The following is an 11,182-nucleotide window of genomic DNA, read 5'->3' on the forward strand; positions in this document are numbered from 1 at the left end:
CCCGCGAGATCTACCACGTCCTGACCACCACGAACGCCACCGCAGCGGCCCCGACTCACCTCACAACCGCTGCTTGACATCCATAAGAGCATCCCGCGCTGCGTCCCCCAGCTCGTCGAACGATGCGCGATCGAGCCCGAGTTCTTCGTCCGCGACATGCTGACCTGGGCGCTCACCCGCCATCCGGTGTCCGTCACGCTTCCCGAGCTGCTCCGCGAACTCCGCTCGGAGCGCGCGCAGGCACGGAGCCAGGCGCTGCACACCCTGTCCAAGATCGGGGACCGGCGGGGGTGGCAGGCGATCACCCGGGCGCTCCTGTGCGACGCCGACGACGAGGTGGCGCGAAGCGCCTGGCGGGCCGCGGTCGTGCTCGTCCCGGAAGGCGAGGAGCCGTCCCTGGCCGCGGTGTTGGCGACCCAGCTCGGGCGCGGTGAGCGGGAGACGCGGCTGAGTCTCAGCCGGGCACTGGTCGCGCTGGGTGAAGTGATCGTGCCGGCGCTCCGTTCTGCGACGATGGCCCCCGACCCGCGCGTACGAGCACACGCGCTCGCCACGCAACGGCTGCTGCGCGACCCGGACGCCGGGTTCGAGTGCGCGATCGAAGAGGCGAAGCGCGTCGTGGCCCTCGGCGGCCCCGGCCGGGAGGAACGATGAGGCGTGTTGATCGGTGAGGTGGCGCGGCGGTCCGGGGTCAGTGCCCGCATGCTCCGGCATTACGAGTCGCTCGGTCTGGTGCGCCCTTCGGGTCGTACCGGCTCCGGATACCGGGAGTACTCCGGCGCCGACCTGCGAAGGATCTTCCATGTCGAGAGCCTGCGGTCGCTCGGACTGTCGCTGCGTGAGATCGGCCGCGCGCTCGACGATCCCGGCTTCACGCCCTCGGCACTCGTCGACGACCTGATCCGTCAGACGCGCGAGCGCATCGCGGCCGAGACCGAGTTGCTCACGCGGCTCCGCCGGATCCACGCCGCGGACCCCGCCGGCTGGGAGGACGTCCTCCAAGTCGTCGCGCTCCTCCAGGCGTTGGGGTCGAACAGCGCCGGCACGCGCCAGCGCGCGGCCCTCTCCTCGGGCGACGAGGCCGCGGTGCCCGTGGAGGCCCTGGTCGAGGCGGTGCTCGGCGAGACGGACCCGAACGTCGCCGGGGCCCTGCGCTGGGCGCTGGCGCGATCGGGCGACGGCGGCCTGGCGCTGCTGGCGGAAGGGCTCGGCTCGCCGGTGGCCGCGGTGCGGGAACGAGCCGTTCAGTGCCTCGCCGAGATGCCCGGTGACGGGGCTGCCGCGCGGCTGCGGGACGCCCTCGCGCACCCCGACGCCGTGGTGCGTGGGCACGCGGCTCTGGCGCTCGGCACGCGGGGTGTGGCCGATGCCGTCCCCGTGCTCGTCGACATGATCGTGGAGGGAAGGAACGACACCGACGCGGCCGACGCGCTGAGCGTGCTGGCCGGCGACACCACCACCGCGGACCGGATCGCGGCCAAGCTCGTCGACCGGCTCACCCACGACACGACGGCAGCGCCCGCACGCGGTCGGCTGACCCAGGCGCTGGCCGGCATCCCGGGGACGAGGGCGTCAGGCGCCCTGGTGGAGCTGTCGCACGACGGGGACCGCGCCGTCGCGCTGACTGCGGCGTACCTTCTTCGGCTGCGCGGCGCACGGTGACGGCGCCGGAGGCGAGGGGGCCACTCGACCGGTGCCGGACCGGACTCGGCGCGTGCGGGTGTGGTCAGTCCTGCCCACCGGACGGCACCGTGGCGTCCGCCTCCCGGGTGGCTGCCCTGCTGACGGCACTGCTCCCCGGTCCGCGGCGCCTGGTGTACCTCAGCAGCGGCTCGCACTTCGGCGGGCGGCCCGTGCTCGACGGGGTCGACTGGCGGGGGCGGAGCGCGGGGTCGTACGCCGGCAGCAAGCTGTTCGTCACGACGCTCGCCGCCGCGGTGGCCCGCCTGCGTCCTGGCGTGCTCGGCAACGCCGTGGACCCGGGCTGGGTACCGACCAGGATGGGCGGACCGAACGCACCGGACGACCTCGAACTCGGCCATCGGACGCAGGAGTGGCTCGCCTCGAGCGACGACCCCGAGGCGCTGACCACCGGCGGGTACTGGTACCACCGCCAACGGCGGGAACCGCACCGCGCGGTCCACGACGAGGCGTTCCAGGACCGTCTGCTCCAGGTGCTGGCACAGGAGACGGGTACCGCGCTCTGAGACCCGGGCGGTCGCGGGAGCGAGCTGTCCGCGTCACTGTCCGCGTTCGGCAGCGATGCGCTGGTGTGGGCGAAGCGACCCCTGCTGTTATTCAATGAGGTGTGCGGTCAGGGATCTCGGGACCCCAGTCGCACGGGTCCGAGTACGGCCCCGGCGTTGCGCCGGGGATTGCTGAGAGAGCTGCATGGACTCCACACCCTCCCCGTCGTCCTCTTCGGCGTTCGACCTGGTGAGCAGGGCGCTGGGGCGCTACATCCCGCGCGGCGGAGCGGCAGCGGACGCCGGTGCCGCCGACGCGCAGGGCGACCGCACCAGGCGCCGCCGCGAACCCGGGGACGCGGCCGCCGGCCGTCCGGAGCAGATCCTCGGCGCCGTCAACCTGGACAGGGACCTGATCATCACCCGCTGTAATCTGGACGCCCCGGTGTTCGCGGGTCTGGACGCCGTCGCCGGGAGGCCGTTCGTCGATCTCCTGCCCCCCGGGGACGTGCCGACGGTCACACGGCGGTTGCGGCAGGTCCTGGAGACCGGTGAGGCGCACGTGGCCCGGATCCAGCGCCTGCGGCGCGGCGACGGGTCGGACCTGGTGGTCTCGATGAGCATCCTGCCCGCCGCGGCGCCCGAGGAGGGCCTGACCGTCTCCCTGATCGCGATGGCCAGGAGGCTGCACCTCTACGCCGCCGAGACCGCGATCGGCACCTCGCTGGACATCGGCGAAACCGCGCAGTCACTCGCCGAGTCCCTGCTGGCCTGGGGAGACGTGGCCGCCGTCGACCTCGACTTCGCCGTGTGGACGGGCGAGGGGGTCACCGGCCAGTCGAAGGGGCGCATCCGGCTGCGGCGGGCGGCCCTGGTGCCGGACCGGGCGTGGCCCGAGGGCTACGTGACCCCGGGCGAGGACCTTCCCAGCGACGCGAGTCGCCTGCTGGCCCAGGCGGTACTGCGGGACGACGCCCCGCAGACCATCGTCATACCCGACCGGGAGGCGGTCGAGCGGGTGCTCGGCAGCCCGCGCGTCGTGCGCGCCCTCGTGCCCGGTGACCGGTCGGCGGGTGTGGCGTGCATCCCGCTGGTCCTGGACGGCTCGCCGCCCGTCGTCCTGGGTGTGGCGGAGGTCTGGCGGCGGGCGGACTCCCCCTTCCGCGACAGCGAGCTGCTCGACCTCCAGGAACTGGTGGCCAGGACCGCCCACCACGTCGACCTGGCTCGTCAGCACCAGCGCGAGCACACACAGGTACTGGCCCTCCAGCGCAGGCTCCTGCCCCGGACCGGCGGCGACACCATCGAGATCGCCAGCGTCTACCAGCCCGCGACCCCCGACAGCGCGGGCGTCGGAGGGGACTGGGTGAACAGTTTCCCGCTGCCGGACGGCCGTACCGCACTCGTGGTCGGTGATGTCGTCGGGCACGGCCTGGGCGCCGCGGCGACCATGGGCCAGCTCAGCATGGAGGCCCGTGCGCTGCTGTCCGCCGGGCTCGCGCCGGACGAGGTACTGGAGCACCTCGACGAGACCGTCTCGCTGCTGGACGACGCCGATTCCGGGCTGACGGCCGGCTACAGCGCCCTCGGCTCGACCTGCTGCATCGCCCTGTACGACCCGGTCAGCCACCGCGTGACACTGTCCAGCGCCGGCCACCTCCCCCCGGTCCTGGTCTCCCCGGACGGGCGCGCGAGCCCGCTGGAGGTGCGACCCCACCCGGGGCTGGGCGCCGAGTTCGCCCTGCGGGAACCGTTCGACGTGCACACGTTCGCCGCACCCCCGGGCTCCCTGCTCGCCCTGTACACCGACGGACTGGTGGAGGATCCGGCCGTGTCGATCGACGACGGCATCGGAAGGCTGGCGGACGCCGTCTCCACGGTGCACCCCTGGGACACCCTCCAGCAGGCCGCACGGCACGTCGTCTCCGCGCTGGCCCCCGCGCGCCAGCGTGACGACGTGACCCTGCTGCTCGCCCGGATGATCGGCTACCGCAAGGGGGACACCGCGACCTGGCGGCTGCCCGCCCGCGACGACGCCCCCGCCCGTGCCCGCGCGCAGGTCTCCGTGCTGCTGCGGCAGTGGCGCACCAGGGACGACACCCGGGACACCGTGGTGCTGCTGGTCAGCGAGCTGGTCACGAACGCCGTGCGCTTCGCCACCGGGCCGATCACGGTACGGCTGATCAGGTCCGGTCACGGCCTGCTGTGCGAGGTGGGCGACACCGGCAGCGGCAGGCCGCGTCTGCGGCGGGGCGGCCTGCTCGACGACGGCGGTCGCGGCCTGCACATCGCGCACCGGCTCACGAGCCGGTGGGGAGTGCGGTGGACGGACACGGGCAAGGTGGTCTGGGCGAAAGTCGCGAGGTGACGCGCCCGCGCCTCAAGGAGGCGGGCGGCGTACGGGAGCGCGGCGAGGGCCCGGGCGGCGGGCGCCGGCCCTCGCCGACGGTACGTACGGCCCCGTACTACAGCCACTCCCCTTCCAGGGCGGTGGCGGTGAGGCCCGGTGCCGCCGCGTACAGAACGGCGCGACTGCCCGGCTTCTGCCCGGCGTCGTACGCCCGCCGCAGGATGTCGAACACGGCGGCGCCTCCGCGGTTGCCGGTGGTGTAGCTGTCCCGGCTGTAGTCCAGCAGCCCCGACGGCCACGCGTCGGGCATCGTCTGCTCCATGTACTCCAGCACCCGGGTGCCGCCGGGGTGCGCGAGCAGTACGTCGGGGTGCCAGGCGTCGGGGTGGTCCTGGTAGCGCACGCGCAGCCACTCCCACATCGCGGTGACCGTCTCCTGCACGGCCCGCGGGCCGCGCCGGTCCATCACGAAGTGGGTGCCGTCCGCCCGGGTCTCCAGCCGGTGCAGGTCCTGGGTGCCGGGCAGGGTGTGATGCCAGGTGGCGTCCAGGCGCAGCACCGACTCGCGCCTCGGGCGGCCCGTGACCACCGCGGCGACCGCGGTGTCGGCGAACAGCAGCCGGACGATCAGTGATTCGAGGGTGTCGTCCGCCGGCTGGTAGGTGGTGCTCAGCGCCTCCGAGATGACGACCAGGACCACTCGGTCGGGGTCGGCGGCCACGAGCTCGGCGGCCAGCGCCAGGGAGCGGGTTCCCGCGATGCAGGCCCACTGCGTGGCCGGCAGCAGCATCACGTCGTCGCGCAGCGACAGCTTGTTGGCCAGGGCTATGTCCAGACCCGGCAGCGCCGGGGTGGTGGAGTTGCTGGTGATCAGGCAGTCGACGTCCGCGGCGTCCAGCCCGGCGATCTGCAGGGCCCCGCGCGCGGCACGCTCCCCGTACGACTGCACGGCCTCCCAGGCCGGAGCGGTGCGCTCCTGGATGGTCTGCGGCGTGGGTATCGCCTCGAGTGCGGCTATCACGCGGTCCACGTCCTCCTGGGTGAACCCGTCGCGTGCCAGCGCCTCTTGGGCCCGGTCGACACCGACGGACCGCAGGCCACCGCCCTGGCCGGGCGCGACGGCGGTCTCCAGCGGCAGCATCCAGCCGCGGGTCTCGATGCCCGTACTGGCCGCGATGCCGTCGATCCGCGGCGCCCACGCGGCGTGCGGGTGCCGGTCGCGCACCTCCGACACGATCTGGCTGGTCTTCACGGGGTGCTCGCCGTGTATCACGGCAGGAGGACAGAGGTAAGCGGCCATGGTGCACCTTCCCAGCGGAACGGGAGAAATGGAACAGATTGGATATATGGCGAGAAAAGGGATACGTAATGAGGCTTGTGTCTTGGGTCACTTGGTGACGTGACGCCCAAGGGTGTACCGATAAGCCCCACTTCAGGGGCTGGCATCCGTTTCGAGCATGGACGCCAAAGGGACATTTCCGCTGTGATGCAGACAACTTAGGCGGCATTGGGTATGCGTGACACCGCACACACCGCTCAATCGGGGGCCACCGGCGGGCTTTTCCGTCCGGTTCTCACCTGACGTACCGTGAGGCGCGGGTCACTCGGTCCCAGGGAACGTTCCGCGCTCGGGAAGAGGGGTGCCGCGACCGGCCGTCAACGGGCCGGCCGGCCGGCACGGCACGCGCACCGGTCTCGGCCGCCGAGGATCATCGCCCTCCCGCGGGCCGCCGGGGTGAGGGGGGCGCGTCGCCGCCGCCCGGCCCCGGGAGCGTCCGAGGCCGTCTCGGACGGCAGGCGCTCAGTCGAACCGCATGTGCTTGATCCCCGTCCAGGCCCGCCGCGCGCGTCCTCGCAGCGCTCCGTCCGTGTTCGGGGAGAGCGGCAGGCCGGCCGCGGCGGCGATGTGCTCGGCGACCTCGGACACCGTGAGGTGGTCGGTCCAGACGTGCTCCCCGAACTCCTCAGCGCGCAGGCGCTCCAGGCAGAGGTCGAGCTTGGACACGGCGAAGCTCTCCCGGCGCAAGGGAGCGTCCTTGCCGGCGATGAACCGGACGACGTGTCCGAAACCGCGTTCGCGCAGCCGACGCAGCACCGTCTCCCGCCCGGCCAGCAGTGCGAAATGCCGCACATCGTGGCCGCGCTCGCGCAACCGGCCGACGGTCTCGCGGAAGTACGCGGGCTCCACCACCGTCATGGGCACGATCACCGTTGCGTCGTGCCTGCTCAGAACGTGGTCCAGTACCTCGAACACCCCCTGCCGCCAGGCAGGGAGGTCCTGGAAGTCCCCGCGCAGGGGCGGGGGCGTCATCCGGTGCAGACCGAAGCCGACGTGTTCGGGATCGCAGACCACACTGCCGGCGAGCCGACGTCGGAGTTCATGGGCGGTCTGTGTCTTGCCGCCGCCGAACGGACCATTGATCCACAGGAGCATGCACCCGACCCTACGGGGCCGGGCGGCCGACAGCGGTCGCGTCAGCGCGTCATGGGAGACGTGGTGCCACCTCGGCCGCGACCCACTCCATGGCCTCCTCGACGTGCTCGGCCGCCACGGGCAGCCACAACGTGCAGGCGGTCAGCCCCGCCTCGGCGAGGCGCCCGAGGTCGTCGGCGACGCTCGCCGGGGTGGGTGCGGCGCCGCCGAGCGGCCGTCCCGGTGCCGGAACAGCCGCCGGGATGCCGGGCGGAGTGAGGAACGCGGCCGAGGCGAGGGTCAGGCGGTCGGCGTGCTCGGCGCCGGCGAGGTCGCGCAGGCGGCGCCGGACGCCGGTGACCTCCGCAGCGTCGGCCCCGGTGCCGTACCAGCCGTCGCCGAACCGCAGCACACGGCGCAGGGCGGCGTCGCTGTGGCCGCCGACCCAGACCGGGGGACCGCCGGCGGTGACCGGAGGCACTCCCAAGTGGGCTTGGTGCAGCGTCGTGAACGGACCGTCGAAGTCCGCCGGTCGCCGCGTCCACAGGGCCTTGGCGGCGGCGAGGTGGTCGTCGGTGCGCGCACCGCGTTCACGAGCGGGTACGCCGACGGCGGCGAACTCGGCAGGGTTCCAGCCGGTGCCGACGCCCAGGATCAGACGGCCGCCGGAGACGACGTCCAGGGTGGCCGCCTGGTTGGCGAGCACCAGCGCCGGGTAGAACGGCGCGACCAGCACGGACGTCAGCAGCCGTAGGCGCGTCGTCGCCCCCGCCACGGCCGAGAGCAGCACGAGCGGGTCCGAGTCGAGGCCGAAACCGCTGTCCAGGAGGCGGTTGCCGACCGCGACGTGATCGAAGCCCAGCTCTTCGGCGCGGCGTGCCGCCCGGAGCGCGCCGGCTCCGTCGTCGAGCGGCCAGCGCGGTTGCAGGGAGACGCCTAGGCGCAGCGGCACGGGATCGCCTTTCGACAGCGGACCGGTGGCGGCACGGCGGTCGCCGACCGCCCTGCCGACACGTCCAACTCCCCGGCCGCCCCTGTTTCATCCCGTCCTCGAACGCCCCGCCCCGTCCCACCGGTCCGGCCCGCTGCCCTCGGTCCCGGTCGCGCAGACGCGGTACCGCCTCGGTCTGGCAGCAGACGGGGCGTCGGCATGGACCGGAAGCCACGAGCCGCCGGGCACAGGCCAGGCACCGCGCAGGCCGACTGGCACGGCGCCGACCCGATACGGGGTTCCGGGCGCCGACCACCCCAGGGCCGGCGGGGTCACGATCCGGGCCGCGCCGGGGCCGGTTGGCGGCCCTGTCGCCCCTTCACGAACCGTGCCCGCTCGGCCGGCGCCAGCCGCTCCGTCGCATAACGCACGGTGACGCGCGGCAGCTTGTCGACATGCCGGCTGAGGAAGGCCACCATGAGCGGTTCGTCCCGGCGGCCGATCTCCCGCAGCATCCAGCCGAGCGCCTTGTGGATCAGAGGCTCCGGATCCTGACGCAACGTCAGCACCAGGTCGAAGGTCGGCTCGAAGCGTCCCTCGCGGATCAGCGCCAGCGTGGCGAGCACCGCGATCCGGCGGTCCCACAGCCGCGAGGACGCGGCCAGTTCGTCCAGGACCCGCAGATCCCCCTCCAGCAGCCAGGGCCCGAGCACCACGTGCGCGGAAGCGTCGACCAGGTCCCAGTCGTCCACGCAGTCCGTACGCGCCAGATAGAAGTCGACCAGCGCCTTGCGGTCCGCGCCGCGCGCCGTGCGCACCCGCTCGGCCAGGACCAGCAGCCCGGCGAACCGCTCCTCGTGGACACGGCTGTGCAGCAGCGCGTCCACGTCGTCGAGGGACAGGCCGCGGCAGGAACGCGCCAGCCGGCGCAGTACCGGCACGCGCACGCCGAGCAGTTCGTCGTCCTGCGTGCGGCCGAGCACCCGCTCCTGCTGCGCCCGCACGGCCGGCTCCGCCAGAGCCCGCAACTCGGCCCGTAATTCCTTCAGCGAAAGGGACGTCATGACGGCGGAGGCTAGCGCAGCACGCCCCCACGTGCGGCCGGGACCGCCCCACGCGCCGGACGGCCACAACGTGTGCGTGCTGTAATTCCCTGTTGCCTCGAGTCCACGCCGAAGGAGCAGCCAGTCATGACCAGTGCCCCCGTCCCCTTCCAGGTGTACGAGGCGGGAACCTATCTGCACGGCACGAAGGCGGACCTCGCTCCGGGGGATCTGCTGACCCCCGGCCGCGCGTCCAACTTCGAGGAAGGGCGCATATCCCGCCACGTCTACCTCACCGAGACCCTGGACGCCGCCGTCTGGGGCGCCGAGCTCGCAGCCGGCGACGGGCCGGGTCGCATCTACGTGGTGGAGCCGACCGGGGATCTGGAGGACGACCCCAACGTCACCGACAAGAAGTTCCCGGGCAACCCCACCCGCTCCTACCGCACACGCGAGCCTGTGCGCATCGTCTCGGAGCTGAAGGGCTGGGTCGGGCATTCCCCCGAGCAGATCCAGGCCATGCTGGACGGGCTGGCCGACCTCCGCCGCCGCGGCGTCGCCACGATCCTGGACTGACGAGGGCCGTCGACACCGCGCAAGCCTCCGCACTCCGCAGCCGGTCGATGCCCGGTGGGCACAGGTCACCGGGCCACGCGCTCACCGGCGGGCCCGGGCGCGCCGGCCCCGGTCCCGTCGTCGCGGCACGCCCGCCCGCGGGCGCCCGGTGCACGGTCGTCATCGGGCCATGGCGGGTGCACTGTGGAGAGGTGGACGTCCCGCGAGCCCCCGCCGGTGTACGGCGGTCCTGGCAGCCGAGCCATGCCCTGCTGCTGATCCCGGTCCTGCTCATCACCGTGATCACGGTGGTGGACCAACTCGTCCCGGCCGACATCCATCTCGGTCCCTTGCTGGTCATCGCCCCGGCGATCACGGCCTCGTTCGCCGGCCCCTGGCTGACGGGACTGATCGGGTTCCTGGCGGTGGCCGCGCAGGCGTACATCGGCTGGCACTTTGGCGTGTTGTTCACCCGGAACGTCCTGGTGCAGATCCTCGCCCTGGCTGTCCTGTCGGTGCTGACCGTCCTGTACTGCGCGCTGCGCGAGCGCCGCCGGCGCCAGCTGGCCCAGGTCCGCATGGTCGCCGAGGCCGCGCAGCACGTCCTGCTGTGGCCGTTGCCGGAACAGATCGGCCCCATGAGGATCGCCTGTCTGTATCTGGCCGCCGAGGACGAGGCCCAGATCGGCGGTGACCTGTACGCGGCGAGCCCCACCGACAGCGGCGTACGGGTCATGATCGGCGACGTCCGCGGGAAGGGGCTGTCCGCCATCGGCGAGGCCGCCCTGCTCATCGGAGCCTTCCGCGAAGCAGCCCACCACCACACCACGCTGCCCGCCCTGGCCTCCGCCATGGAGCAGAGCGTGGCCCGCAACATGCCCACCCTGGAGTCTGCGGAGGACGAGGGCGAGCGGTTCGCCACCGTGATGCTGCTGGAGATCCCCGAGGACGGCCACGTCACCCGGCTGCTGAGCTGCGGGCACCCCCCGCCCCTGCTCCTCAGCCACGGCAGCGCCGTCACGGTCCCCGTGCACCCGGCGCCCCCGCTCGGGATCCAGGTGCCGGCACCCGACGACTACACCGTCGACGTGTTCTCCTTCGAACCGGGCGACACCCTTCTGCTCTACACCGACGGCGTCATCGAGGCCCGCGATGCCGACGGTGCCTTCTACCCCCTCGCACAGCGGGCCGTCCGGTGGGCCGGGAACAGCCCCGAGAGGCTTCTGCACCACATCCGCCGCGATCTCCTCCACCATGCCGGGGGACGCCTGGGCGACGACGCCGCGCTCATCGCGCTGTGCCGCGCGCCGATCACCGCCCAGGGCCGGCGCCACGGGCCGGGCCTGGCAGCCACCAGGTTCCACCACGCGCCGGACCGGCCCCCGCGCTGAGCCCGGAGCGTGAGCGCGGCGGACGTGACGGTGGCCGGGGGCGTGGTGCCGTCCGCCCGTGGGCGTCGCCTTCTTCGTCGCGGCGACGCGATGCCGCCGGAGCTGACGCGGATGCGGGGTGGCTGATCCGGCCGCCGAGGACCTGGGCACGCGCCCGACACCGTGCGCCGCTTCTCCGTCGCCGCGAGGCGATCCCGCCGGAGCCGGCGTGGACGCGGGATGGGTCTGGAGGACCTGGCGATGTTCCGCTCCGTGTACGGCTCGACGGTGCTGTACCCGTGCGACGCCAACCAGACCGCCCGGCTGGTCGCGG

The 11,182-nt window shown here is 73.2% G+C and carries 9 protein-coding genes and 1 pseudogene; 6 read left to right on the forward strand and 4 right to left on the reverse strand.

Features of this window, described 5'->3' with window-relative positions:
- Positions 1-93: 93 nt before the first annotated feature.
- The 4 genes and pseudogenes from ABZV94_RS36905 to ABZV94_RS36920 all read left to right on the forward strand — a co-directional run.
- A pseudogene (locus ABZV94_RS36905) lies at positions 94-654 on the forward strand (HEAT repeat domain-containing protein); the annotation flags it as partial.
- Positions 655-657: 3 nt separating this feature from the next.
- Positions 658-1,662 carry a MerR family transcriptional regulator gene (locus ABZV94_RS36910; protein ID WP_356348578.1) on the forward strand — a complete coding sequence of 335 codons (1,005 nt, stop codon included), beginning with the start codon at positions 658-660 and terminating at the stop codon, positions 1,660-1,662.
- A gap of 89 nt (positions 1,663-1,751) precedes the next feature.
- Positions 1,752-2,207, forward strand: coding sequence for a hypothetical protein (locus ABZV94_RS36915; protein WP_356348581.1), 456 nt, complete (start codon positions 1,752-1,754; stop codon positions 2,205-2,207).
- 184 nt (positions 2,208-2,391) lie between these two features.
- Positions 2,392-4,554: a SpoIIE family protein phosphatase gene (locus tag ABZV94_RS36920; RefSeq protein WP_356348583.1), complete on the forward strand. Its 2,163-nt coding sequence runs from the start codon at positions 2,392-2,394 to the stop codon at positions 4,552-4,554.
- Between the two features lie 97 nt (positions 4,555-4,651).
- Here ABZV94_RS36920 and ABZV94_RS36925 read toward each other — a convergent pair whose 3' ends face one another.
- The 4 genes from ABZV94_RS36925 to ABZV94_RS36940 form a co-directional block, all read right to left on the reverse strand.
- Positions 4,652-5,836, reverse strand: coding sequence for a type III polyketide synthase (locus tag ABZV94_RS36925; protein ID WP_356348585.1), 1,185 nt, complete (start codon positions 5,834-5,836; stop codon positions 4,652-4,654).
- Positions 5,837-6,337: 501 nt separating this feature from the next.
- On the reverse strand, positions 6,338-6,970 hold the full coding sequence (locus ABZV94_RS36930; RefSeq protein WP_356348586.1) for an AAA family ATPase: 633 nt from the start codon (positions 6,968-6,970) through the stop codon (positions 6,338-6,340).
- 49 nt (positions 6,971-7,019) lie between these two features.
- Entirely contained in the window at positions 7,020-7,901 is an 882-nt protein-coding gene (locus ABZV94_RS36935) for a TIGR03619 family F420-dependent LLM class oxidoreductase (protein WP_356348588.1), read from the reverse strand.
- Between the two features lie 311 nt (positions 7,902-8,212).
- On the reverse strand, positions 8,213-8,944 hold the full coding sequence (locus ABZV94_RS36940; protein WP_356348591.1) for a DNA alkylation repair protein: 732 nt from the start codon (positions 8,942-8,944) through the stop codon (positions 8,213-8,215).
- Positions 8,945-9,070: 126 nt separating this feature from the next.
- On the opposite strand from ABZV94_RS36940, the gene arr reads away from it, so the two are divergent.
- Positions 9,071-9,499 carry an NAD(+)--rifampin ADP-ribosyltransferase gene (gene arr / locus ABZV94_RS36945; protein WP_356348594.1) on the forward strand — a complete coding sequence of 143 codons (429 nt, stop codon included), beginning with the start codon at positions 9,071-9,073 and terminating at the stop codon, positions 9,497-9,499.
- 191 nt (positions 9,500-9,690) lie between these two features.
- Positions 9,691-10,869 carry a PP2C family protein-serine/threonine phosphatase gene (locus ABZV94_RS36950; protein WP_356348597.1) on the forward strand — a complete coding sequence of 393 codons (1,179 nt, stop codon included), beginning with the start codon at positions 9,691-9,693 and terminating at the stop codon, positions 10,867-10,869.
- Positions 10,870-11,182: the final 313 nt, after the last annotated feature.

It is taken from the genome of Streptomyces sp. NPDC004658 (genome assembly GCF_040609555.1).
GTDB lineage: Bacteria > Actinomycetota > Actinomycetes > Streptomycetales > Streptomycetaceae > Streptomyces.

Bases quoted from the DNA above. Each gene is read 5' to 3' on its own strand.
- ABZV94_RS36920 (WP_356348583.1), top strand. From the start codon at position 2,392: ATGGACTCCACACCCTCCCCGTCGTCCTCTTCGGCGTTCGACCTGGTG.
- ABZV94_RS36925 (WP_356348585.1), bottom strand. From the start codon at position 5,836: ATGGCCGCTTACCTCTGTCCTCCTGCCGTGATACACGGCGAGCACCCC.
- ABZV94_RS36930 (WP_356348586.1), bottom strand. From the start codon at position 6,970: ATGCTCCTGTGGATCAATGGTCCGTTCGGCGGCGGCAAGACACAGACC.
- ABZV94_RS36940 (WP_356348591.1), bottom strand. From the start codon at position 8,944: ATGACGTCCCTTTCGCTGAAGGAATTACGGGCCGAGTTGCGGGCTCTG.
- arr (WP_356348594.1), top strand. From the start codon at position 9,071: ATGACCAGTGCCCCCGTCCCCTTCCAGGTGTACGAGGCGGGAACCTAT.